The following is a 24,620-nucleotide window of genomic DNA, read 5'->3' as shown; positions in this document are numbered from 1 at the left end:
AAATCTCCATTGTTCAACTGGATTTCGGGAGGAACCACCGTGCCACCCGCAGCCACAATCCCGAGATACGCGATCACCTACTCAGGCCGGTTCTCTGCGATGGATGGCCATGCGGTCACGCCGGCTAAAGTTGTGACCCAGTAACGCAGTTGCAAGACCCTCCGCCTGTTCGACAAGCTGCTGGTAGATGCATGACCGATACTCCGTTCCTGCTTGAACTGCATTGCGACCCACTCAGGAACGCGTCGCTCGACTGCAAACACTGCCTCTGGGATCGTATCCCGAAAAGCATGGACCATGTTCATTGACTCACTTTTTCCGACCCATCGCTCGGCTCGAACCATTGATAGAGCGTGGGCAACACGATCAGCGTGAGCAGTGTCGAACTCACCAGGCCGCCGATCACAACGACCGCGAGTGGCCGTTGGACCTCCGAGCCGATGCCCTGCGCCAGCGCCAGGGGCGCTAGCCCCAACAGTGTGGTCAGCGTCGTCATCATGACCGGGCGCAGGCGTTGGAGACACCCTTGCCGGATGGCCTCTTCGCTGGTGAACCCCGCCTGCCGCATCCCGTTGATGGTGGACACCAGTACGATCCCGTTTTCGACCGCGACGCCGAACAGCGCGATAAACCCGACCGCTGCCGGCACACTCAGGTATTGCCCCGTCAGCCACAACCCGAACACGCCGCCAATGAGGGCGAACGGGAGGTTTACCACGATCAACGACGCCGAGCGTAGGGAGTTGAAGGCGAGGACCAGCAACAGCCCGATTATGCCGATCGTGACCGGCACGACGATCCGGAGGCGCGCCATCGCGCGTTCCATCTGCTCGAACGCGCCGCCCCAGGTAATGGTGTAGCCGGACGGCAACCGGAGACGCTCCGCGAGCTTGCGCTGCCCCTCTTCGACGATGCTGCCAGGATCGCGGCCAACCACGTTGAAGCCGATGAAGATCCGCCGGCGCACCTGTTCGCGGCTGATGCGCGCGGGGCCCTCGCGCATCTCCACCTTCGCCAGCTCACTGAGCGGAATCGGCGCGCCGACAGCCGAGTTGACCAGAATCTCGCCGATCTGGCGCACCGTGCTCCGGTGCTCCTCGGGAAACCGCAGGATGAGCTCGAACCGTCGCTCATTTTCATAAACCTTCGTCGCGGGTTTGCCGCCGATCGCGGTTTCGATGATCGTGCGAATATCCGCCACGTTGATGCCGTAGCGTGCGATCTTGTGGCGATCGATATCGACGGTGAGGTACGGCTGCCCCGCGATCTGCTCCACACGCAGATCTTTCACTCCTTCGACCGTTCTCATGATGGCGGCGATTTGATCCGCCCGTTCCTTCAAGACATCCAAATCATCTCCGAACAACTTAATGGCGAACTCCGTCCTGACTCCCGAGATCAACTCGTCCACACGCTGCTGGATGGGTTGGCTCATCATAAAAGACATGCCGGGGATTTCGGCAAGCCGTCGGCGCATCGTATCGACCAGCTCGGCTTTGGTCCGAGTGGTCGTCCAGGTGTCCCGCGGGTGCAGCAGGACGACCGGATCGCTTTCATTGGCCTCTTGCGGTTCATTCCCGATCTCCGATCGACCGATTTTTCCGACAGCGAGGCGGACCTCTGGAAATTCCCGCAGGGCCCGTAAGGCCCGTTTTTCCAGTTCGATGGATTCAGGGAGCGACACCCGTGGCAACCGGATGATCAGCGGCGTCAGCGCCCCTTCCTCCAGCACGGGCACAAACTCTCGACCCAGGTACGGCACGAGCGCCAGTGTCACACCAAACTGGAGGAGGGCGCCGGCCAGCACCAGCCGCCGATGGGTGAGCGTCCATCGGAGCAGCGGCTCATACGCCGTCTTCGCCCACCGTATCAGGAGAGCCTCCTGTTGCTCCCCGCCGGTGAGTCCCAGGGCGCAAAGGACCGGCGTGACCGTCAGAGACAGCGCCAGCGACACCAGCAGGGCGATCATGACTGTGTAGGCCAAGGGTGCGAACAGCCTGCCTTCCATGCCTTCCAAGAGCACCAGCGGCAGAAACACCACGATAATGATGAGTAACGCGAAGGCGATCGGGCGCGCTACTTCCTTCGAGGCCTGTAATACCAAATCCCAACGCGTCGTCGGGGAGGAACCCGGCTCGGAGAGATGGCGGTATACGTTCTCCACAACCACAATCGACCCGTCGACGACCATCCCAATGGCGATCGCCAGCCCGCCCAGTGACATGAGATTGGCCGAGAGGTCGAGGTCCTGCATGATCCGAAACGTCAACAGCGGCGTGAGGATCAGGGTCGCCGTTACAATGAGCGCGCTGCGAACGTTGCCGATCGTGACGAACAGAACCAGACCCACCAGGAGAATTCCCCCCAGTAAGGCCTGGCGGACCGTATCAAGGGCCGCCGTCACCAATTCGGACCGGTCGTAGAAGGGGACCAATTTTAGCCCACCCGGGAGGATGCCGCCGCGATGGATCGCTTCCACCTTGGCCTTGACGGCCTCCACGACCTGTCGTGCGTTGGCCCCGCGGTACATGAGCACGATGCCGGCCACGACTTCCCGATCGCCGTTGAGCACGGCGGCGCCGTGGCGGATCGCGTGGCCGATACGCACCTCCCCCAGGTTGTGCACATACACGGGCGTGCCACCGTTCTCTTTCACCACAATGTCCTCAATATCGGCGATGTTCCGCACCAACCCCAACCCGCGCACGATCGACCGTTCGCCGTGTCGATCCACGACATTACCGCCGGCGTTGGCATTGTTCTGCGCGACCGCCTCGAACACCTGGTCGAGCGTCAAGTTGTACTTCCGCAGCTTGGCCGGCTCGACAATCACCTGATACTGCTTGACGAACCCACCCAGCGCATTCACATCGATAACGCCGGGAACCGTCTTAATAAGCGGCCGAAGCACCCAATCCTGCAGGACCCGCTGCTCCGTCAGCGCGACTTCAAGCGCTTCGGGATCCTCCGCGTTCACCGACGGACTGTCCAAGTAGTACTGATAGATTTCGCCGAGGCCGGTCGTCACTGGCGCCATGACCGGCTCGACCCCCGGCGGCAAGATCGCTTTCGCTTCGAGCAGGCGCTCGAGGACGAGCTGGCGAGCGCGTGAGAGGTCCACATGATCTTTGAACACCACCGTGATCTGGGAGAGGGCGAATTTCGACAGCGAGCGGATTTCGGTGAGGTCGGGCAAGCCGGTCATCTGCAGCTCGAGCGGGATGGTGACGAATCGCTCGACCTCGATCGGAGACAGCCCCGGCCCGTCGGTCAAGATCTGCACCTGGATGTTGGTGACATCCGGGAAGGCGTCGATCGGCAACTGACGGAACGCCACCACACCGGCCGCGGCCAAGAGACCGGCCAGGATCAGGATGAGCGGCCACCGTCGGAGCGACAAGGCGATCAAGGCGTCGATCATTGCACGGGCTCGATTTGAGATTTTTCGAATTCGGACTTGAGCACGAAGGTGCCGGCGGTGACGATCAGTTCGCCCTCGCGCAGACCGCTCAACACCGCGACGACCTGGTCGGTTTCCGGGCCGAGGACCACAGGACGCTTTTCGAACCTCCCCCCCTCCAATCGCATGAACACATAGGAGGACTCACCGCTCCGTTGCACCGCCGCGACGGGCACCATCACGACCTCCGGTTCAGGCTCCGCATAAACCCGTACCGATGCAAACATCTCCGGCTTCAACAACTTCTTCGGATTCGGGACCGTGACGCGCAATCGCATGGTGCGCGTCGCGGGATCCAACACGTCGCTGAGATAGGTGATCGTGCCGGGAAACACTCGGCCCGGATACGCCGTCGCCCGCACCTCGACGGACTGCTCGCGATGGATGAACTGCACGTCTTTTTCCGGCACCTTGCCGACGACCCAGACATCAGAGAGATCGGCCACCGTGAAGATTTTCTGCGCCATCTCCACGACTTCACCGCGCGTGAGGTTGCGCATGATCACCCGACCAGCAACCGGCGCCCGAATCGGCACGTCGGAACGGATCGTGTGCTCCCGGTCCAGGCGCTCGATCTCTTCCGCCTGTACACCCAGCAACTCCAACCGATGCGTTGTTTCCCGCAATTCCGCGCGAGCCGTCTTCATCACAGCTTCGCGCCGATTCAACTCGGCAAGGCTCACTACCAGCTCCTCGTACAGCGTGGTAGCCCGCTCATAGGCCAATGCGGCCTCGTGCGATTGGGCTGCGGCCTTCACATACGCCGCTTGAGCCAGGCTCAGGTCCTTACTGTGCAACAACGCCAAGACCGCCCCTTTGTTCACATCTTGCCCGACATCCGCGTAGACCTCCACCACCCGGCCGCGGACCAACGTCGTGACCTCGGCCAACTCGTTCTCATTCGGTTGGACCGTCGCGGGAAAATCCCGATGGAGCCGGAACCCGCCCTTCACGACCGGAGTCACGTGAATGCCCGCTTCCGCAGCCAGGTCCGGTTTTAGCGTGACCACGGTCAGGGGTCCGGCAGGGGGCACCGATTCCGATTTCCGAATGGCGGAGTCGCCTCGCTCCTGCTTACCTCCCTCGATGAGGATGACGAGATGGACCGCACCCAGCACCACCATCACGCCCACGCTGATCAACAGCCATCTCCGCCGAAGGAGTCGCATAACCGCGATACAGCAGAAGCGTTCATGAATCATATGCATTAGCGCGGGCGATCGGCGCCCGGATTCACAATAATCGGTACGTCAAGCTTGTCCGGTACAATGATCATTTTGGCGTTGGGACTCTCGTACAATTTGAACTTGAGATAATCCGGCGTGAGCGTTTTCGTGATGATCTCCTGCGCCTGGGATTGACCGGTGGCGCGGATGCGCAAGCTCTCCCCTTCCCCCTCAGCGCGAATCCGCAACGAATCCCCCTCGCCTTTAGCGTGGATCCGGGCGATCTCCGCATTGCGCTCCGCAATGACCAGCTCAAATTCCTTTTGCTCCTTTTCCTGTTCCTTCGCTTGTTTCTGCTCGATGGCATGCAATACCATCTTTGAAAATTCAATCTCGGACAAGGCCACACTGTAGACGTCGAGATGCCGCCCTTTGAGCGACTCGACCATTACCGCTTCGATCTTGTTCCCGATTTCGCTGCTCCGCTCGGGGAGCGTCACCATCGTATATTGGGCGACGACCCCCCGCACCGCCGACAGGAACTGCGGCCGCACGAGCTGCTGGTACCAGTTGTGCCCCACCTCTTGAGCGAGAAAGTAGATTTCCTCCGCAGTCGGGCGCATTGTGATCGCCGCCTGCACCGTGACCGAGAGATCGTCGGCGGTCAGGACATCGACTTTTTCGGTAAAACTCTGATACCGGACGTCATACTCGAACACGTCGTTCCACGGCGCGCGCCAATAGAACCCGTCCCGGAGCGGCTCCTTCATCAAGCCCTCGGTCAACGGGCGCCAGCGGAGACCGCGTTTCCCCGGATCGACCACTCTCCCGCACCCGTTCAACACCAACAGAATCGGAATTATCAGCACGATCGCACGTGAAATAGTTGAGAGGTTCATAGGTCCTCCTATTGAAGGCGTTCCTCTTTTGCTAACTGCAGGCTCTCGCTGGTCACCGGCGCCGTGACCGTCCCGTTCGAGCGACCTCCGCATGGGCGTCAGCCCGATGTTCCAGCTCCTGACTCGCCGCGACATAGTACTGCGAGAGTTGCCGGGCTCCACTGACCCAGTCCGACTGCGGGCCGAAGAGACCTTCATACCGGACGGCGCTCTCGGCAAGCGCAGCAGCCTTCTCCCGCAGGTCGGTGGCCTGGTCTCGGTAGTAACCGGCAATGGCCATCTGATCCTGCCCCGGATCGAAAGAGGCCATATCGATCACGACCGGCTGCGCGCAGCCGGTCGACGCGAACAGGTAGAGCGCGATCAACGTTCCAACGAGGCGAAGCGGCCTCGTGCGCAACAAGGGTGTCATAGGATCCTCCGCCGTTTATCCGATTCGATTCGAACAATCTGGTGGCTCAAGCCCACGGCAGGGACCGAGCACCGCCATAAACACGATGCCGCGCCGCATGGCTCGCGCATTGGCGGTGATGCGAGGGCGCTCGCGCCGCGCGGCAGGGTCTGCTTCCATGGCAGGCCGTACAACGCGTGGCAATTCGATGGGGCCACGCAATGCCCGGATGGGGATCCGTTTTTTCATTGCCACGGGAATGCTCACCACCTCGGCCTCATCACCATGCGCTTCCTCAACAGTTCCTTTCAGTCTGCGTATGAACTCCACCAGCAGGGCCAGGACCAGGAGCATAGCGATCACCCATTGTTCCGGAGTCATCGGCGATCCTCCTTCTTCGGACCGGCTGGCGGCTCTTCGCCCGTCCCCGCAATGGCGTCGCGCATGGAGGTGTCCGCCTGCACGTTCTTCATGCGGTAATAATCCATGATCCCCAGGTTCCCTTGGCGAAATGCCTCGGCCATGGCCTTTGGCACTTCGGCCTCGGCCTCGACCACCTTCGCGCGCATCTCCTGTTCCAGCGCCACGGCCATGGCGCGCCGTTGCTCAGCTCTCGCCTGCGCGATCTGCTTATCAGCATTGGCTTGATCGATCTGCAGTTTGGCGCCGATATTCTCGCCGACATCAATATCGGCGATATCGATCGACAGGATTTCAAACGCCGTTCCCGCATCGAGGCCTTTGCTCAGCACATGCTTGGAAATATGATCCGGATTCTCCAGCACGTCCTTGTGGGTCACCGCCGAGCCAATCGTGCTCACGATCCCTTCGCCGACCCGCGCCAGCACCGTCTCCTCTCCCGAGCCGCCGACCAGCCGGTCAAGATTCGTGCGAACCGTGACCCGGCAAATCGCATGGAGCTGAATGCCGTCCTTGGCGACCGCGGCGATCCGCGGCGTTTCGATCACCTTGGGGAGGACCGACATCTTGACCGCTCCCAACACGTCGCGCCCGGCCAAGTCGATCGCCGCCGCCCGCTTGAACGGCATCGCAATATTCGCCTTGTCGGCGGAGATCAACGCGAGGACGACGTTTCCCACGTTGCCACCCGCCAAATAGTGGGCTTCTAGATCGTTGAGCGAGATGGTGAGCCCTGCCTTCACCGCGCTGATGCGCGCAGTCACCACCGTCCCGGGCGGCACGCGCCGAAGACGCATCCCGATCAGGGTCAACAGCCCGACGTAGGCACCGGATGCCCAGGCGGCGATCCACAACCTGAGCGGGATCAGGTACAACAGGAGCGCCGTCCCCGACACGATCAGTATCAAGGTGGTCAGGATGCCCAACAGGCCGGTTTCGACTCCATTCATGACTCACTCCTTTCAGGATCTTGATCGATGCGCCGAACGACGATGCGATTCCCCTCGACTCGCAGCACCTCGATGGGATCCCCGGCTTCGATGAATTCGCCTTCCGTGATGACATCCACGCGTTCGTGGTCGAAATGGGCGATCCCGGCCGGCCGCAGCGTCGAGGCCGCGATCCCTCGTTTACCGAGCCAGCGGCGATCGGTGTCCAGCGCGGAGGCATAACCGGCCTGTGCCGGCAATTCAGTTTCCAGGATCAGCCGCCGCCCGAACGGCAGACGTGGAAGGACTCGCAGCAGCGCGAGCGCCAGCACGACGGCCAACAGTACGGCGACGATCACCTGCCCCAGCGCATAGAGGACGACGGCCCAAGTCGCCCCTGTCCCGACGAGGCTCAGTCCAAGTCCCCCGAGCAGCGCCACAATGCCTATCGCCCCGAATAGTCCGAAGCCCGGCAGAAGAAATATTTCGACCACCAACAGGATGAGCCCGATCCCGATGAGCAGCACTTCTTCCCATCCCGCCAGACGGACCAACCAATGGCCCCACAAGAACAGCGCGAGGCTCGTCAGCCCGACAACGCCCGGCACCCCGAACCCGGGGCTCTGAATCTCCACAATGATACCGAGCATCCCGACGGCGATCAGGATGGAGCTAACAATCGGATGCGTAAAAATCCGCACCAGCGATTCTGCCCAGGTTTCCGAGGCGCGGCGAAGCTCCGCGTCGGCCAGTCCCAACAACTCAAGTACGCGTTCCATGTTGTCCGCGCGAAAGTCGACAAGCTTGTGCTGCCATGCTTCTTCAGTCGTCAGCGTCAGCAGTTTCCCTTTCGCGATCACGCCGGAAATCTCCACATCCGCATCCACCATCGCTTCAGCCAACTCCGGCGGTCGTTTACGGCTCTCCGCAGTCGCCCGAAATTCCTTCCGCATATACGAGACCGTCTTCTCCTCGACCGGCTGCGCCGGCGCGCCGGGCAAGCCGATCTGAACCGGGGTGGCGGCGCCAATCGTGCCGCCATCGGCCATCACGATTGTTTCGGTGGCCAGACTGATCAGCGCGCCCGCCGAGATCGCGCGCTTGTTGATGAACGCGACTGTCTTCACCTTGGCCCGCAAGAGGGTATCTCGGATCAGCACCGCCGCATCCACTCGTCCGCCGAAGGTGTCGACCTCCAGAATGACCGCTGCCGCACCGACGCCCGTCGCCTCTTGCAACACACGCTCGACGAAAGGAGCGAGCCCCAGATCGATGACGCCCTCTATCGGCACCACATAGACCACAGGCCGTGCAAGCGCGGCGAACGACGCGCCTGGCATGACCAGGGCGAGCACCCACAGGAGGGCCAGCCCCCATCGCATCGCCCAGCCTCTGCCCGCAATCGCTCTCACTGCAGACGCTCCCTTATCCATTCTCAGGTTCTCACCGATGGGTCATTGGCAACCATCTCCTTCACAAATGCGGGTACTCGGGTGCCAGGGCCCGCACATACGCGATGACATGCACCATGTCCTCGTCGGCGATGCGGCCTCGCCAAGAATGCATCGGGCTGAATAGCACGCCGTTGGAGATGGCAATCAGGAGTTCGAAGTCGGTCTTGGCGCGAGACCGTGCGGTATGAAAATCCACCGGCCGCACGATCAGGCCTTGCGCGTCCGGCCCATCGCCCTCGCCCATCCTGCCGTGGCACCGCAGACAATGTTCCTTGTACAACGCCTCGCCTCGGTCAGGATGCCCCGGCCCGACCTGGGCCGCGACCCATGAATTTGCTAGGACGACGGTAAGCACCGCTATGATGATACCGAGCTTCTTGCGCATCACTTCCTCCTCGCCTGTCAATCTGGTGATCACGTCACCCATTGCAGGCGCACCGAAGGGGAGGACCCGTCACCCCCGTTCCGCCGTGCCGCCACCCCGGCTTGATGCCCCTGGTTCGTGCCCCCAGCGCGTGAACAGATGTTTCACCGGACAATACCCCACGGCGCCGGTGACCACAGCGAGCAATCCGATCGTCTCCGCCACCTCCTCGGCCCAAAACGGGATGGGAAGCGTGAGTCCCAGAGTCATCAGCGCTACTCCTCCGAAAACTCTGCTCCCTCGTTCCACGGCACCGACATTACGCATCATGGCTTCGTCTCATATCCCGACCATGGATCAGACTTCCCATGTACGGCGCTTCTACTGAAACCGCGACAGGCTGATCACTCGCGGGCCTCGTGGATCTCGTCCATCACGATCGCTTCGGCTTCAAGCCAATCCTCCAGATCATGGCCCTCTCGATAGCCGCGCTGTTCCCACAACTCGTGGGCTTTTTGCGCAATTCGGTCCCTCATGCCGTTCGGCAGCTCGATAGCTGTTCCCATCGCGCCTCCGGCAAGGGTCGCACGGGCCTGCAAGGCGCCCTGTTGCGTCGCGTTTGTCTTCGGATTCTTCACGTCCTTGGTTACGTTTGCCTTGGCCATCACGTCATCACCTCCTCAAGTATCAATTCGCTCTCACTCGACTCGTGTCACTGCCGTTCCTGCTGCCGGAACACCAGGACCGCGCAGGGGGCATACAGCACGACGCTGTCGGACACGCTCCCCATGAGATACCGCGTGTCGCCGGTCAACCCGCGAGACCCCACGACCACCAGATCAGGCTGCACGGCCTCAATGAGCTTCAGCAACTCACGGGCCGGGTGACCGGAAACTACCGTACCGTCGGCCAGACAGGCCTGTGCGCGGATCTTCTCCACCACGCGGGTCACGCTCTTCCGTGTTTCTTCCTCCACCTGCCCATGAATCTGTTGGAGCCGTGCCGCGTGGTCCTCCATCATCGGCGCCTGCCCGTAAGGCAGCGGGGGTATCACCGATGCGACCGTGACCCGCGTGCTGTCAGGCAACGAGAGCCGAAGCAGAAACTCAGCGGCGGCCTCCGCCTCCTGGGAGCCATCCACGCCGATCACGACATGCCGTAACGCTGCAACCGGCTGCTTGACCACCAGCACGGGACAGGACGCATACAAGACGATCCGGCGCAACACGCTCCCCAACTGACATTGTTGGATATCTGAGCGTCCGTGCGCCCCGACCACGACCAGATCGACATGGTGTCGATTGGCCGCCAGGAGAATCGTCTCGGCCGGGCGGCCACGGAGCAATTCGTAGTGGACAGCCTGCCAATCCGATGACACCACCCCCCGCTTCACGCTCTCTAGCACCGCTTCCCCGCGATCCTCCGGCAGCTCCAGTGCGGCCAGCCCTGTGGGATAGGGCACTCCAAATTCTGACACAGACAACACCCTGAGGGTCGAGGCTGCGGGCATGCGGAAGTGCTGAACCAGTTCGAGCGCCATGCGGGACGCGGGGGACCCATCCGTGGCCCACAACACGTGGAGCGAAGGACTCGTTTTCATCGAACCGCCCCCCCTTCGTCGCACAGGAGGCACCCACGTCCACGGATCATCCGGACGCATCGCCTCTTACAAATGTTCCAGCCGTTTATCCCCTTCGAGTTTCCCGAACAAGTCGTTGAGAGCCGCACGAACGGCTTGGTTGATCGGCTCTCGATCATCGTCCATCCCGCCTCGGCTCACCGCGCCGATCGCTTTGCCCTTGCCGACATACTCACTGAGCGCTCTGCCGTTGCGAGGATCCCGCAGCACACCGTCTACCTTGGCGACATAGACGTGATTGAACTTGAAGGACACGCTCGGGTCGACGTATACGAACAACCTGAGCGTCATGGCCAGATCGGCCGGTACCTCATTCACAACCTGTCGGAAAGTCTTGCGCGCGGCGAGGTAGTCGAGGACGGCCTGCGCCCATTGAGGTTTGGCTCGGTCGAGAGAGGGCAGTTGCCCGGTCACATAGTTTTGGAGGCGAGGGTCCGCGATCATGGTCGCGCTGGGCTGCACCAGATAGACGCCCACCTCGGTGATCTCGACTCGCGCCGAATAGGGCAATGGCTGGTTTGTCGGCACAACAGGAATCGGCTCCAGGACGATGTGATTGCATGCAGCCAGAACATACCCAAGGACACACAGCGCAGTTAGGTGAGCTCCGGCGCCGCGATGAGATCGATGTGGTCCGCGCATGGTTCGTTCCATATCCATCCTCCCGATCATTCAGCAATCTGTTGACAATGTACCCGTTTGCATCGTTTCCATTGCGTCAGCCAGCCTGACTCCGCTCCGTGTTGAAGGACGGTCTGTCCGTGATGGGCGTTGAGCCGTCCTGCTTCTGGGCTCCCCGTCCCCAGAGAGCTCGATTGTTCGGTCCCTCCTCCCAAGGCCGAAGCCGGGAGCAGCGTGGCCGGCAGCTTCAAATCGAGGACGAGCCCCATAAATAGGCCTCGTATGTCCTTCTTGTTTCCCCCCAGGACCGTTGCAGCGATGTCGCAATAAGACAGTGCAGCAAGCATGCCGGTTGCAGCGGGAGCGCGAAATGGTTGGGGCACAACAGATAGAACAAGGTGGCACGCGCACGATCGTCACCAGGCTGAAGACGTGCGTTCAACTCTGTGGGGAGGGAAGCGTCAGCCATGCTGTGCGGCCTGACGACAAACGCCCCAGGCTTCTGGAAACAGTCACAAGCATCATGTTGAGCAAGATGCCTTCAAATTCTGTGCGCTCATGCACCATGCCCGTGTGTCCGCGCACTGCGTTATTCTGTTGTTCCTTCCTGCGACTTCCCTGTCCAAGAAATTAGATGTGAGGGATAATCTCTTTATCCCGTCTGTGGACCAATTCGTCCTTCTAAAGAACTTCTTACTGGCGCAGACTGCCCCGTAAACCCCATAACAGGAGGGACGGCATTTCATACTGTTCCGGATTGCGACCCGCACAAGATCTTGATCGCACTCGCCGGGCTAGGACATGACCGGCTGCGGGTTCTTGGCTCGCCAGCCCGTTCCAGGCGCAGATCTATACAATCCGCGAGACGTGACCTCCGCGGCGCTACCCGTGATCGGTATCGACATTGCATTATGACGCGTAGTCCTCGCCAGCACGTATGACCCACCAAAGGAGGCGTCCGATGTCTACTCTCTTGGCAGTCGATCTTCTGCCCTCATGTCTGACCCATCAGGATGTGGCCACCCTCTTCGCATGGTGTCCCGGCTTTCTCCGCAGTGCGCTGGTCGTCAACGCCCAGGGCCGGTCGGTCGGATCTGCCGTCATCGAAGTCTCGAATCCGAACGATGCGCATCGGCTCATTCAGACTATGGATGGAATCGAGATTGCCGGAACAGCGATCCGCGTTTCCCGATTGGAAGGCCCGCCACAAGAACGCGGTCTCGGGCATGAAGCCGAACCATCGGCGCAGAAGACTTATGCCGCTGGCCGCACAGCCTGAACCCCGTGAGGGTAGAGCCCTTTGCCTCTATTGATCAGGGCTATGAGGGGCCTTTTACCGCACCGAAGACTCAAGCACAATGCAGATCCATCTTATGGTGATAGAATCTCACGAGCCCGGTCGGAAGATTCGCGGCGAGGTCACTCAACAACCCTGCACACAGCAGCGTCTCGTCGACCACCTGCATGGCGCGGAGGACCGTCCTACGAGCACGCTCCGGTGCGTCGAATGCGAAGCGGTGGTTGCCGACCTAGAAAATACACCCCACCTCTCAGCGGGCAGCGCGTAGCGAGTCGCTCAGAGCTGTCGGCTGTTTGCTGCGAGCTCGTGTCTAAAAAGACGGCCTCACTCCGGTTCGACCGAGAGAACGACCGCCGCTTGGCCGCGATACACAAGCAGCAGCGCCGAAGCCTTTGGCTCCAGCTTGTCTGCGAAGCGAAAAAGAGAGGCCGCAGAAGCGAAGAGGTGCACATTCGCATTCCATATGAGCCTTATAAGCCCTCCAGCAGTCTGCCACTATTGCGGCAGCCGTGGTGACGTAGATCGGCGAGTCGCGTGGGCCTGCTCTGCGCACCGCGCCTGAGCAACGGGGTCCACAACATGTCCGCACTGCACGCAACGCCAGCCCCAGACCTCGACCGGACCGGTGTCGAGCAAGACTTCGGGCAGTTGCTCCGGGACCAGCAATCCCCCGCAGCGGCGGCGTCCACCGTGTTCCTTCCGCTTCTCGTCGGCTAACTCATGTCCTATGCCTATGCCTTCACTTGAGCGTGTCGGCGTGAAACTTGCCGGCTTCGCCAATCTGACGCGGTAGACTCCCGGTTTCTCCTGGCTGAGTTGGACCCGTCCCTCTCGGCTTAACGGTCCACTTCGGAGAAGATTTGGTTCCAGGTGAGACCCGGACAGACCGTGATCAACTCCTCGAACAAGCAGCCTGTTCCTTGGGCGACCACTAACGCCTCTAAGATTTCTTCCGCCGCCGTCGCTTTCCGTGCCATGGCACTCCCTCCGGTCGCAGCCTCTGAACGATCTCGGGTATCAGAGGAACTATGCAGATTGAATGCTGGAAGAACGGGAACGCTCATCAACTCGCCCTCTGTCCGTCCACGTCAAAAAACCAGCGCATCGCGAATGCGGTTCCTGACTCCGCTGTGGACTTTTGACTCGGAACCCGTGCGGGGGTGTCGCAACACACCTCAGCACGGTAATGGCGCAGTGGATCGGTCGCCGGTTAAACCTGCGCATCCGTTGAAAACTGCAGGCTCAGCGCCTGTTGGCATGAGAACTGCTCCATCGGATGACAGGGCAATTCATTCCAACCAGGGAGGTAGGTCATGGGGAATCGTGTGCGCCAACTCAGTCTGTGGGGAGTTCCCGTCGCGCTGGCGGCGATCACGGCCGCCGGTCTGTCTGCGAAATGGGTCTCCGCAGCGGACAAGCCGATGCTCGCGGACCCGACTCAGTTCGAGGTCGAGATCACCGAGACGGAGAAAGGATTTGATGCCAAGGGCTGGGCCTTTAGCGAGCACCCGGTGAAGGTCATCGTCCGAAACAAGAACCACGTCACCCATGGGTTCACATCGCCTTTGTTCAACGAGATTCCCGTACGCATGGAGGGACAGGGCGTCGAAGTCCGCGGGAAGCACTTCAAATCCTTCCATCTCGAGCCAGGGAAAACGATGACGCTCCACTTCACGGCGCCCGCAAAGAAACATTCTGAGACCGGGCAGCCCGAGCACCAGTGGTATATGGTGTGGTGTGATATCCATCCGCAAGCCAAGGGCGAGCTCCATATCGTCGAAACACATGGTGAAATCGGCGGTGGATGAGTCGATGCCCGGCTAGACAGCGCATGCTGCAGCCGTGCCGATGGACATTCCTAAGACGAAACCGCGACGACGGAAGCTCTGGTGTGGGATCTCGCATCCCCGCCATGGCTTCCGTCTCGCCGCGCTGGCGCCCAGCTGTTTGCGATGCAGGACGGGACCTGACAGGCCACGGGGTGTATAATTTCGTGTGGTCTACTTGGCAGAAAGTTCACAGATTCGGCTTCAGAGGGCATCAATCGGTCATTACCGGCTCGTGAGCGCCATGAGCAAGTCCGTATCTCATATCATTCAAGCCCTGTCCGCGCTGTCACTCATCGCCTGGATTGTGCTCTCTCCACGCGTCGGCGCCACGGAGACATCCCGGTTCAGTGCCCAGGAACTGGAAAATCAGCAGGCGAATTGGACACCGCAAGACGTGGTGATTGATCGTAGCCACGATACTGAGGCAGGGGTTCTGTTTGTCCTAGACAATCCCACCACCCGGACCCATGCTTTTGAAGCTCCCGGCGTGCTTGAACAGATCGTGGCCGGGAACCGTGAGGTCATCACCAGACCCTTACGGGTTACGGTAGCGCCCGGAGAGACAGTAGAAGTCCGAGTCCGCTTCGCCCAGGGCGAGGCAAACTCCGAGACGCAGTGCGCGGAAGGCGCATCCTGCTACCGGTTCTACTGTCCTCTGCATCGAGGCGACAACGATCCGGGAGGCACCATCCGAGTGATCTACTAGCCCGCTCCGTCTTCTGACATACCCTGCCGGCACATGTGGTTCATCGGTCCATACACATGCCAGAGACGCTTGTTCAATAGTTATGCGACGCAACCCAGCAGATAGGTGAGTCTCGTGCAGAGGAAGAATGGCGTGCTATCGCGTCACTGGAGAAGAGCGCCCGCCGTCTTCAGCGGCGATCCGTGCCGCACCATGGAGTTGCCAGGCGAGACTGGTCCGGTTGAAGGCCCAGAACTCTGAGATCGGCAAGCCGGCTTCCTGCAACGCAGACGCCGCATACTGATGGCAAGTATGAAACAAATGGTAGGAGCGGACGGCGGGATAAAACCTCGACTGACCGAGAGAGGCGACCGGTGTATCGCCTGACAACGTCGAGCGCAAATGACGGCGCAATCGCCGATAGCCCTCCTCGCTCACGCGAAACACGAACAGCTCCGCAGGCGGTTGCGGTGTGCGATCCGCCCACACGCGATCGTACTGCCCGACTTCGACGACCCCCTCGGTGGGCCAGAAAAGCGCCCGCAGGATTCCCGTCAGACCTCGTCGATCCTCTAGGTACCAGGCGCGTTCCGCATAGCCCCACTCTTCATATGTGTGAGGCGTGCCGACCGGAAACGCAATCATCGCATGCCAGATATCGAGAGACACGTAGATGGTCCGGGCAGGCACATCTGGCGTGGGTGGCCACAGATCCGGGATGGGGGAAGCGCATCCCCAGAGCAGCGTGCAGGCAAACACAAGGTCAGCGACTGCCGGCATTACGCGCTGGCGCGTCGTCCGACGAGGTCTCATGCTCGCATCAGCCATCCATGCCGGATCATCCATTTCTGGAGTTCAACGCCAAGGAAGACCACTGACGACAGGACCAGACAGAGCAGCAATTCATCCAGATCCAGCGGCTCCGTCTTGAAGATCGGATTGAGCGCGGGGATGTAGATGGTACCCATCTGCAGCGCGAAGGCCAGGAGCACGGCAGCCAGCAAGGGACGATTCGTCAACGGTCCCAACGTAAAGAAGGACTCGCGCTCCGAGCGAATCGCCAACACGTTACCCATCTGCGACAAGGTCAAGACCGTGAGCACCATCGTCTGCCAATGAGCATGGCCGCTCCGATAGGCCCAGGCCTGCGTCAACAACGATACGCCGCCCATGAGCAGGCCCACCCAGATGATGTCCTGCCACATGCCCCGCGCGAAGATGCTCTCGTTCGGCGGTCTCGGCGGTCGTTGCATGAGCCCTCGTTCTTCCGGCTCCGCCGCGAGCGCGAGTCCAGGCAATCCGTCGGTCACAAGATTGATCCAGAGAATGTGGATGGGCAACAGCGGAATCGGCAATCCCAAGAACGGCGCGAGAAAAATGGTCCAGATCTCGCCCGCGTTGCTGGTCATGGTGTATTTGATAAACCGGCGGATGTTGTCGAAGATCCGCCGCCCCTCCCGCACCGCGCTCACGATCGACGCGAAATTATCGTCCAGGAGAATCATGTGCGAAGATTCGCGCGCCACATCCGTGCCGGTCACGCCCATCGCGATACCGATGTCGGCCCGCTTAAGTGCCGGGGCGTCATTCACGCCGTCGCCGGTCATCGCCACAAACTCCCCCTTGTCCTGGAGGGCTTTCACAATCTTGATCTTCTGCTCAGGCGCAACTCTCGCATAAACCCTGATCTGCTCGACCTGCTCCACAAAATTCTCCAGCGGCAGGCGCGCCAGCTCCTCCCCGGTCATGACCACATCGTCGCTCGACATGATTCCCAGCCGCTTCGCGATCGCACGGGCGGTGGCAGGGTGATCGCCGGTGATCATCACCGGAGTGATGCCGGCTGCTTGGCAGAATTTCACCGCCTCGTGGACTTCCGGCCGAGGGGGGTCCAGCAACCCAACCAATCCCAGGAACACGAGATCACGCTCGACCTGTTCGGCCGAGAGTTCGCTCGGTACTGCGGGCCACTGCCGGAACGCGACCGCGAGCACCCGCAGCCCCTCGGCCGCCATCCGCTCCGCCTGGTCGAGGACAACGTCCTGCTTGAGCGACACGCGCCCGGTTCCGTCGTGGATCGTCTCACACAATCCAACAACCCGCTCCGGCGCGCCTTTGGTGAACGCGACGATGCCTGGCCCTTCGCCATGGAACGTCGTCATGCACTTGCGATCCGAGTCAAAGGGCAGCTCGGCAAGCCGAGGCGAGGCGATCTGCAGTCGCTCCTTGTCGTAACCAGCCTGACGCGCTGCGACATAGAGCGCCACCTCCGTGGGGTCGCCAAGCACGCGATCATTGTCTTGATGAACGGCATCGTTGCTCAGCGCCAGCGCCTGACCGAACAACCTTCCTGCCTCTCCCCGTTCCCCAACTCGTGGCACCCGCGCCGCGAGCTGACCCGCCACAGCCACTTGCTCGACCTGCATCTTGTTCTGCGTCAGGGTCCCGGTTTTGTCAGAGCAGATGTAGGTAACAGACCCGAGCGTCTCGACCGCAGGCAATCGCCGAATCAAGGCCTGTTTCTTCACCATCTTGCGGGCACCCCGTGCTAAGGCCACGGTCACGACAGCCGGCAGCGCTTCAGGGATCGCGGCGACTGCAAGACTGACCGCAGTCAGGAACATAAGAATTACCGATTCGCCGCGGAGGACCCCGACGAGGAACACGATGGCGCAGATTGCGAGCGCCGCCAGGGCGAGCCATTGTCCAAATTGCGCCAGTCGTTTCTGGAGCGGCGTCTTGACTTCCTCTTCCTCCCGCAGCAGCGCAGCAATTTTACCCAGTTCCGTGTGCATGCCGATCGCAACGACAAGACCGGCTCCTCGGCCATAGGTCACGAGCGTCCCCTTGTAGGCCATGTTGAGACGGTCGCCCAATGGGAGCTGCACCTCGGTCAGCGATCTCGCCTGTTTGTCTACCGGCACAGATTCCCCGGTGAGCGCCGCCTCTTCGACTTTGAGCTGGACGGCTTCCATCAACCGCATATCCGCCGGGACTCCGTCGCCGGCCTCCAGTACGACGACATCGCCCGGGACGAGCTGGGCGGCCAGGATCGTCGCCTGTTTCCCCTCGCGCAACACTTTGGCGTTCAGCGCCGCTAGCAACTTGAGCGCGGCGACTGCCCGCTCCGCCCGGTATTCCTGGATGAACCCGATCGCGCCGTTGAGCAGCACAATGACCATGATGGCGATTGCATCCGGCGGCTCCCCGATCATGCCCGAGATGATCGCCGCAGCAATCAGGACGAGAATCATGACGTCCGTGAATTGATCGAGCAGCATCCGCCAGGGACTACGGGCGCGATGCTCCTGGATGGCGTTCAGACCATAGGTCGACCGGCGCCGAGCGACTTCGTCGGCACACAAGCCGGCCCGAGGATCAACGGTCAGTTGCTGCGCCACGTCCGATGTCGTGAGCGCATGCCAGGCAGCCGGGGGCACATCAGTAGCCTCTGATGTCGGCATATGCACGTTGTCAGAGATCATATCCTTCTCCTACTCCAACTCGTGCGATCGGTACCGCCTGACCCGTTCCCTGCTGATCCGATACAACAAGCTCATCCCCAATGCATAGCCCGCGATTATCAGTACGCGCTCCGGCTCGCTGAAAACACACAGCCTCCCACAGCATGTGCTGTTCCCTTTCCTCTAGACGCTCATCGTCTTCGCTTCCTCACCACCAGCACTGAACAGGGCCCATGCCGCGCCACCTTGCGGGACACACTGCCGATGAGGAAGCGATCGATCCCTGTGAGCCCTTTCGAGCCCATCACAATCAGATCCGCACGATGGCGCTCCGCGGCACTAAGGATTGCTTCAGCTGGAGATCCCTCCGCGAAGACGTGATCGACGGCGAGTCCCTGCTGTGCACACTTCCGCCCCATCCGCTCCAGCATGAGCAGGGTCCGGCGTTTGCGCTCACGCATCGCCCGCTCGACAGCCTGCGTCAAGTCGACCCGCCCCATGCCGCTGATGCGAGCCAACTCACGATCCGCATCCTCTTCGACATGCAGGAGTATGACGTGTGACCCGCGCGGAAGGCGCAGCTTGGAGAGAAACCCCGCGGCACTCTTGGCATCCGTCGAACAATCCATCGCAAGCACCACACTCATCCCGCGATCTCGGCGGCCTCGTGACCGACCGCGCACGATCAGGATCGAACCGGGCGCTTCATTGAGGAGCAGCTCGCTAACGCTACCGAGCAGGAACCGCCTGAGACGTGAGGAGCCATGGGGTCCCAGGATGGTGAGATCCGTCCGCATGCGCTCCGCGGTATCCAGCAACACCGGCCCCGGCAACCCCTCCTTCACCACTGGGCGCACCCGTAGCCCTTGCGCGCGGAGGGGTGGCACAAGACGGTCGATGAGCCGGCGCGCGCTCATGACCGATTCCTTCCGCCAATCTGCGAGCATGCCTTGCTGACCCGGGAAACGAAGCGCCCTATGCGGGACCTCGATCACATGCATGACCGACAAGGCTGTGCCGCGGGGAAGCCGGACAACCTCCAAGAACCGCGCAGCTATCGTGGCATCGCGCGGCTGATCCACCGCGAGTACGACTTTCATGGTCAGGTCCTCCTGCTCAAGCCCGGTTGCGTCTTCGGATCTCCTGCGCCGATAGCGACCCCCTTGTGAGCACCTAACTCGAGATTGGCATAGAGCACCCGCAACAGATGATCCCGCGTGATCATGCCGAGCAACCGGCCGTCTTGTGTGACCGGGACCTGGTTGACATCGTGTTGCTCCATGACTCTCAAGACGTCCAGAATCGCCGTCTCCGGCGCCACCGCATGCAGCCGGTCAATCGGCGTCATCGCCTGCACCACGAAACTGTCCCCCCATCGTTCTTGGGGCACGGCCTTCACCTGGTGCAGCGTCACGAGGCCCTCAAGTCGTCCGTTCTGCGAGACCAGAAAGCATCGCTGCCCTGTCTTGAGAATATGCTCGTGTACCAGGTCCACGAGACTCAGGTGGCCAGGCACAGTGGGACAGTCCCGGGCCATGATATCTTCGGCCATCAGGCCGCTCAACGCCGACCGCATGCTCATTTGCAGGACGCTTTCCTGTGCCGCGTTGAGCAAGAACCAGCCGATGAAGGCCAGCCACAGTCCGCTGAACCAGCTCCCGGTGACCAACCCTGTCCAGATCCCGCCAAGAATGATTCCATACCCGACGAGCTGCCCGGAGCCGGCCGCGATGCGCGTGGCCTTCGAGAAGTTTCCGGTCAAGCGCCAGAGGGCCGCTCTTAAGATTCGTCCCCCGTCGAGCGGGAAGCCCGGCACCAGGTTGAACAGCGCCAGCATGAGGTTGATCGACGACAGCCACCCTGCGAGCGCCGCGACATGCTCGAATTGATCTCCGGCGAGATGAGACACAAACCCGAATCCCACGGCAAGCACCGCGCTGGCGATCGGTCCCGCAATCGCGATCTGGAACTCGGTGAGCGGGCGGTCAGGCTCCCGTCCGATTTGCGCCACGCCGCCGAACACAAAGAGCGTGATCGAGCGGACCGGAATGCCCTTGGCCAGTGCCACGAAACTGTGGGCCAATTCGTGGAGGAGAATCGAGGAGAAGAACAGCAGACTGGTAGCAATCGCCACGGTGTAGTGCTCGACCGATGTCCAGTGGGAATGCTCCGAGGCGAAGCGCGTCGTGAGGGAAAAGGTGATCAGGGAGAAGATGATGAACCAGGAATAGTGGAGACCGACCTCGATGCCTCGAATCGTCGTGAGTTTGACCGATTGTCCGATCATGCATCACCTCCGGCTGACAGGGGTTGAAACACCGCCACTCCTTCCCGTGGAGACTCATCCGACAGGAACATCCAAGAGATAGATCTCGCCTTGCACGTTCGGATGCAGATCGCATCGGAAGGTCATCTTGCCTTGCCGTTCCGGCGTCAGTCGAATCACGAGAGTTTTGCCGGGATCGAGATGCACCCCTTCGATGCCTTTCCCAAAGACTTCGATGCCTTCGCCCTCAACGCGCACGGGGAGCGAGGCAAACATCGGCGAGACGAAACCGTGCCGGACAGGGTCTTCGTTGCGGAGGATCAGCAAAGTCGGCACCCCCGCAAGAATCGGCGTGGTCTTGGTGCTCACATAGACCGAATCGCGAATGGCGATCTCGATCCGCTGCTCTTGCACCGATGTCGCTTCCGGCACAGCCCCCGGCATTGCGCCAATCCACAGCACGGCGGCCAAAATCGCCCCACACACGACACCCGCTATGGGCATGACGAACACTCAGCCGTTCATGGTTCCCCATATCAGACCTCCTTCTAATCGCGCAGAGATACGTACAGAGGAAGAATCTATCACCGGTCTTTCTTCTTCCTGCCTTTCATCAGCACAATCACGCCGACGACGCCAATGACGACCGCCAGGCTCCCGAGCAGCAAGAATGAGTCCATGTCCGTGCTCCCCTCTTTTACGATGTCGGCGCGCCGCAGTAGTGTTGGGTCCCTTAGAATCCGGCGATAATCCATTCGCCCTGAGCTTGCCGAAGGGCGCGGGATTTCATGTGGGTCTGTTCATGCGGTTCGACCGGAATTGAGCACGGCGTCCATCACACAACCTCATGCATCGTTTCGATGGTCATACGCGCTCCTCCTTGTCGATGCGGCCGACCGCATGCGGCGCTTCCACTGCAACCGCAGCCAGGTCTCCACTTCTACCACAACGTACACGGTCACGGCCGCTGCCAGGACCAGCCCCCAGGCGAACCCGTCGATCGGGGCCGTATGAAACAACCGGTTCATGGCCGGGACATAGGTCAGCAGGAGTTGCAGCACCGTCATGACGGTCACCCCGCGCCAGATCCAGGGATTGCTGAACAGGCCGACATGGAACATGGTGAGCTCCAGCGAACGGCAATTGAACAGGTAAAACAGCTCCGCCATGACGATCACGTTCACCGCCGCCGTGCGGGCCGGGAGGATCGATTCAGTCCGATCCAGCTCCCAGAGAAACACGCCGTAGGCGCCGGCCAGCACCAAGAACGACACCAGGACAATCCGTTCGATCAGCACGCCCGTCAGAATCGGCTGGCCGGGATCGCGCGGCGGCCGCATCATGATGCCTGGCTCCGTGGGTTCGAAGGCCAGCATCAGTCCCAACGCCACTGCCGTCGTCATATTGATCCAGAGAATTTGCACCGGCAACACCGGAAGAGCCGTCCCAAATGCAATGGCCGTCAGCAGCACGAGACCCTCTCCTCCATTTGTCGGCAGCGTCCAGACTATGAATTTGGTTAGGTTGTCGAACACGCAGCGACCCTCTTCGACGGCTGCCTCGATTGACGCGAAGTTGTCGTCGGTCAGCACCATGTCGGCCGCTTCCTTTGCCACTTCGGTCCCGCCGCGCCCCATCGCCACGCCGATATCCGCCTGCTTCAAAGCCGGCGCGTCGTTGACGCCGTCGCCGGTCATGGCCACCACATGACGCCGCGATTGCAAGGCCTCGACCAGCCGCAACTTCTGTTCGGGCGAGACCCGCGCGAAGACCGCCGTACGGTCGGCGACCTCCGCAAGCTCCGCCTGGGGAATGGCCGCCAACTCCTGGCCGGTCATCGCGATCAGTGCCCCGTTCTCGTGATGCTTCCGCCCGTCTAACCCGATTTGCTGTGCGATCGCCCGGGCCGTGAGCGCATGATCGCCCGTGATCATTTTGACCGCAATCCCTGCCTGCTGACAGGCGCGCACGGCCGCCACGGCCTCCGGCCTCGGAGGATCCATCATGGCTTGGAGCCCGAGAAAAGTCAGGCCGTCTTCCACATCACACTCCGTCACTGTGGCGGTGTCCGCCGGAAATGCCTTGCGCGCCAGCGCCAGCACACGGAGCCCCCGCCCGGCAAAGGCATCCACCTGACTCAGCACGGCCTGAGCATCAAGCACCTGCTCCGTCCCGTCCGCCACACACATCCGCCTGCACAAGCGGATCGCTTTTTCCACCGCGCCTTTGAGATACAGCACCGAGTCCCCGCCCGATTTCACCCGATGCAGCGTGGCCATGAACTGCCGCTCCGACTCGAACGGGATCGCCTCCACACGCGGGAACTGCTCGTGGAGCCGATTCAGATCGATCCCGGCTTTCTTTGCCACCACCAGCAGAGCGCCTTCGGTTGGATCGCCCACGATCGTCCAGCGGCCGTCGCGCTCGAGATGCTGCGCGTCGTTGCAGAGCGCCCCGGCCGCCAGAAGCTCACGCAGAGCCGGAGGCAGTGCGACGTGCGGAGTGGCGGGTGCTGGGCTGTCGGATCGAGAAACGCTTCCCTCAAGTGATGCCTCAGCACTCAGCCCTTGGGACTCAGCACTTCTTTCTCGGATTTCCCCGACCGGCTCATAGCCGGCGCCGTCAACATCGAACACCCAGTCTCCTGCTGAAATCGCTTGGACCGTCATTTCGTTTTTCGTCAGCGTGCCGGTTTTGTCCGAACAGATCACGGTGGTGCTGCCGAGCGTTTCCACCGCGGGTAACTTGCGGATGATTGCATGGCGCCGTGCCATCCGGCCGACGCCGATCGCCAGGGTGATGGTGACCGCCGCCGGCAAGCCTTCGGGGATCGCACTCACGGCCAACGCCACGGCCGCCATAAAGACCTCGGTAGCGGGCCGTCCCCGCCACAGCCCCAGCGCAAACGTGAGCGCCGCCATCCCGAGGATTGCCACCGTCAGCCCCGTGCTGAAGGAAGCCAGCTTCTTCGTGAGCGGCGTCGCAAGCTGGGTCGTTTCGCCCATTAACTGATGGATGCGCCCCAGCTCCGTGGCCACGCCGGTCCCGACCGCCACTCCAACCCCCTGCCCATAGGTGACCAGCGAGCCGGAGAACGCCATGTTCTTGCGGTCCGCGACAACCGTCTCGGGAGGAAGCACCAGATCGGCCTTCTCCACCGGCACCGATTCTCCAGTCAGAGCGGATTCGTCCACTCGTAACTCGCGGACTTTCGCCAGCCGCAGATCGGCCGGGACCTTGTCGCCGGACTCCAGCAGGACCACCTCCCCCGGCACAAGATCCTCAGAGGGCACCCGGACCGTCTGTCCGTCCCGCCGGACTCTGGCTTCGGTCTTCATCATCGACGCAAGGGCGTCCAGCGCCGCCTCCGCGCGAGACTCCTGAATGAATCCCATAACGGCGTTGACGAAGACGACTCCGAAGATCACACTCGCATCGACCCATTCGCCCAAGAATGCCGTGACGACGGTCGCCGCGAGCAGTACATAGATCAGCGGATGGTGAAACTGAAAGAGAAAGCGCAGCAGCGGGCCATGGCGCCTGAATTTCGGAAGGATGTTTGGGCCGAATCGTTCCAGCCGCCGCGCCGCCTCCTCGGAGGACAGGCCTTTCGCCAGGTCGGTTTCGAGCAACAGCACCACCTCGTGGGTGGGCAGATGGTGATGGCTGCCCATCGAGTCCTGTGACTGCGCATCACGTTCGCGCTGAGCGTTCTCCATTGTTTCTCTCCTTT

The 24,620-nt window shown here is 61.4% G+C and carries 24 protein-coding genes; 4 read left to right on the top strand and 20 right to left on the bottom strand.

Annotated features, from left to right (window positions below; translation table 11 throughout):
- Nucleotides 1-301: 301 nt before the first annotated feature.
- The 13 genes from KJA79_RS10545 to KJA79_RS10485 all read right to left on the bottom strand — a co-directional run bounded on the left by KJA79_RS10545 (nucleotide 302) and on the right by KJA79_RS10485 (nucleotide 11,612).
- Nucleotides 302-3,421 carry an efflux RND transporter permease subunit gene (locus KJA79_RS10545; RefSeq protein ID WP_213042007.1) on the bottom strand — a complete coding sequence of 1,040 codons (3,120 nt, stop codon included), beginning with the start codon at nucleotides 3,419-3,421 and terminating at the stop codon, nucleotides 302-304.
- A complete protein-coding gene (locus KJA79_RS10540) occupies nucleotides 3,418-4,629 on the bottom strand; it encodes an efflux RND transporter periplasmic adaptor subunit (protein ID WP_213042006.1) in 1,212 nt (403 codons plus the stop codon). The genes KJA79_RS10545 and KJA79_RS10540 overlap by 4 nt, the downstream gene beginning before the upstream one ends.
- Nucleotides 4,630-4,667: 38 nt before the next feature.
- Nucleotides 4,668-5,525, bottom strand: a complete 858-nt coding sequence (locus KJA79_RS10535) for a prohibitin family protein (protein WP_213042005.1) — start codon at nucleotides 5,523-5,525, stop codon at nucleotides 4,668-4,670.
- 52 nt (nucleotides 5,526-5,577) lie between these two features.
- Nucleotides 5,578-5,937 carry a hypothetical protein gene (locus KJA79_RS10530; RefSeq protein WP_213042004.1) on the bottom strand — a complete coding sequence of 120 codons (360 nt, stop codon included), beginning with the start codon at nucleotides 5,935-5,937 and terminating at the stop codon, nucleotides 5,578-5,580.
- Between the two features lie 15 nt (nucleotides 5,938-5,952).
- Entirely contained in the window at nucleotides 5,953-6,297 is a 345-nt protein-coding gene (locus KJA79_RS10525; RefSeq protein ID WP_213042003.1) for a hypothetical protein, read from the bottom strand.
- Nucleotides 6,294-7,286 (bottom strand): flotillin-like protein FloA, encoded by a 993-nt coding sequence (gene floA / locus KJA79_RS10520; protein ID WP_213042002.1) that lies wholly within the window; start codon nucleotides 7,284-7,286, stop codon nucleotides 6,294-6,296. Before floA ends, KJA79_RS10525 begins: the two co-directional genes overlap by 4 nt.
- Nucleotides 7,283-8,677, bottom strand: a complete 1,395-nt coding sequence (locus KJA79_RS10515) for an NfeD family protein (protein WP_213042001.1) — start codon at nucleotides 8,675-8,677, stop codon at nucleotides 7,283-7,285. The genes floA and KJA79_RS10515 overlap by 4 nt, the downstream gene beginning before the upstream one ends.
- A gap of 61 nt (nucleotides 8,678-8,738) precedes the next feature.
- Nucleotides 8,739-9,104, bottom strand: a complete 366-nt coding sequence (locus KJA79_RS10510) for a c-type cytochrome (RefSeq protein ID WP_213042000.1) — start codon at nucleotides 9,102-9,104, stop codon at nucleotides 8,739-8,741.
- 69 nt (nucleotides 9,105-9,173) lie between these two features.
- On the bottom strand, nucleotides 9,174-9,410 hold the full coding sequence (locus KJA79_RS10505) for a YgaP family membrane protein (protein WP_281412677.1): 237 nt from the start codon (nucleotides 9,408-9,410) through the stop codon (nucleotides 9,174-9,176).
- Between the two features lie 77 nt (nucleotides 9,411-9,487).
- Nucleotides 9,488-9,748 (bottom strand): DUF2934 domain-containing protein, encoded by a 261-nt coding sequence (locus KJA79_RS10500; RefSeq protein WP_213041998.1) that lies wholly within the window; start codon nucleotides 9,746-9,748, stop codon nucleotides 9,488-9,490.
- Between the two features lie 47 nt (nucleotides 9,749-9,795).
- Complete coding sequence (locus tag KJA79_RS10495; protein ID WP_213041997.1) at nucleotides 9,796-10,683, bottom strand: universal stress protein; 888 nt, start codon at nucleotides 10,681-10,683, stop codon at nucleotides 9,796-9,798.
- A 66-nt stretch (nucleotides 10,684-10,749) separates the two neighbouring features.
- Nucleotides 10,750-11,376 (bottom strand): hypothetical protein, encoded by a 627-nt coding sequence (locus KJA79_RS10490; RefSeq protein WP_213041996.1) that lies wholly within the window; start codon nucleotides 11,374-11,376, stop codon nucleotides 10,750-10,752.
- A 14-nt stretch (nucleotides 11,377-11,390) separates the two neighbouring features.
- Nucleotides 11,391-11,612: a hypothetical protein gene (locus tag KJA79_RS10485; RefSeq protein ID WP_213041995.1), complete on the bottom strand. Its 222-nt coding sequence runs from the start codon at nucleotides 11,610-11,612 to the stop codon at nucleotides 11,391-11,393.
- 692 nt (nucleotides 11,613-12,304) lie between these two features.
- On the opposite strand from KJA79_RS10485, the gene KJA79_RS10480 reads away from it, so the two are divergent.
- Both KJA79_RS10480 and KJA79_RS10475 read left to right on the top strand, forming a co-directional pair.
- Nucleotides 12,305-12,622 (top strand): RNA-binding protein, encoded by a 318-nt coding sequence (locus KJA79_RS10480; protein WP_213041994.1) that lies wholly within the window; start codon nucleotides 12,305-12,307, stop codon nucleotides 12,620-12,622.
- A 600-nt stretch (nucleotides 12,623-13,222) separates the two neighbouring features.
- Nucleotides 13,223-13,360 carry a hypothetical protein gene (locus tag KJA79_RS10475; protein ID WP_213041993.1) on the top strand — a complete coding sequence of 46 codons (138 nt, stop codon included), beginning with the start codon at nucleotides 13,223-13,225 and terminating at the stop codon, nucleotides 13,358-13,360.
- Between the two features lie 119 nt (nucleotides 13,361-13,479).
- Here the strand turns inward: KJA79_RS10475 and KJA79_RS10470 are convergent, their stop codons facing one another.
- The gene (locus KJA79_RS10470; protein WP_213041992.1) at nucleotides 13,480-13,620 is read right to left on the bottom strand and encodes a hypothetical protein; all 141 of its coding nucleotides are present in this window, start codon (nucleotides 13,618-13,620) and stop codon (nucleotides 13,480-13,482) included.
- Nucleotides 13,621-13,956: 336 nt separating this feature from the next.
- Between KJA79_RS10470 and KJA79_RS10465 the strand changes: the two genes are divergently transcribed.
- Nucleotides 13,957-14,451, top strand: coding sequence for a hypothetical protein (locus KJA79_RS10465; protein WP_213041991.1), 495 nt, complete (start codon nucleotides 13,957-13,959; stop codon nucleotides 14,449-14,451).
- Nucleotides 14,452-14,713: 262 nt separating this feature from the next.
- The gene (locus KJA79_RS10460; protein ID WP_213041990.1) at nucleotides 14,714-15,178 is read left to right on the top strand and encodes a hypothetical protein; all 465 of its coding nucleotides are present in this window, start codon (nucleotides 14,714-14,716) and stop codon (nucleotides 15,176-15,178) included.
- Between the two features lie 135 nt (nucleotides 15,179-15,313).
- Here the strand turns inward: KJA79_RS10460 and KJA79_RS10455 are convergent, their stop codons facing one another.
- The 6 genes from KJA79_RS10455 to KJA79_RS10430 all read right to left on the bottom strand — a co-directional run bounded on the left by KJA79_RS10455 (nucleotide 15,314) and on the right by KJA79_RS10430 (nucleotide 24,606).
- Complete coding sequence (locus KJA79_RS10455; RefSeq protein WP_213041989.1) at nucleotides 15,314-15,970, bottom strand: DUF2459 domain-containing protein; 657 nt, start codon at nucleotides 15,968-15,970, stop codon at nucleotides 15,314-15,316.
- The gene (locus tag KJA79_RS10450; RefSeq protein ID WP_213041988.1) at nucleotides 15,967-18,642 is read right to left on the bottom strand and encodes a calcium-translocating P-type ATPase, PMCA-type; all 2,676 of its coding nucleotides are present in this window, start codon (nucleotides 18,640-18,642) and stop codon (nucleotides 15,967-15,969) included. Before KJA79_RS10450 ends, KJA79_RS10455 begins: the two co-directional genes overlap by 4 nt.
- 170 nt (nucleotides 18,643-18,812) lie before the next feature.
- Nucleotides 18,813-19,721 (bottom strand): universal stress protein, encoded by a 909-nt coding sequence (locus KJA79_RS10445; protein WP_213041987.1) that lies wholly within the window; start codon nucleotides 19,719-19,721, stop codon nucleotides 18,813-18,815.
- Between the two features lie 2 nt (nucleotides 19,722-19,723).
- On the bottom strand, nucleotides 19,724-20,908 hold the full coding sequence (locus KJA79_RS10440; RefSeq protein WP_213041986.1) for a site-2 protease family protein: 1,185 nt from the start codon (nucleotides 20,906-20,908) through the stop codon (nucleotides 19,724-19,726).
- 54 nt (nucleotides 20,909-20,962) lie between these two features.
- Nucleotides 20,963-21,391 carry a cupredoxin domain-containing protein gene (locus KJA79_RS10435; protein ID WP_213041985.1) on the bottom strand — a complete coding sequence of 143 codons (429 nt, stop codon included), beginning with the start codon at nucleotides 21,389-21,391 and terminating at the stop codon, nucleotides 20,963-20,965.
- A gap of 341 nt (nucleotides 21,392-21,732) precedes the next feature.
- Nucleotides 21,733-24,606, bottom strand: coding sequence for a cation-transporting P-type ATPase (locus KJA79_RS10430; protein ID WP_213041984.1), 2,874 nt, complete (start codon nucleotides 24,604-24,606; stop codon nucleotides 21,733-21,735).
- Nucleotides 24,607-24,620 lie beyond the last annotated feature (14 nt).

Source organism: Nitrospira defluvii, from assembly GCF_905220995.1.
In the GTDB taxonomy this organism is placed as follows: Bacteria; Nitrospirota; Nitrospiria; order Nitrospirales; family Nitrospiraceae; genus Nitrospira_A; species Nitrospira_A defluvii_C.
Note: the sequence above shows the minus strand (reverse complement) of the source record. Positions and strands in the feature narration are given on the sequence as shown.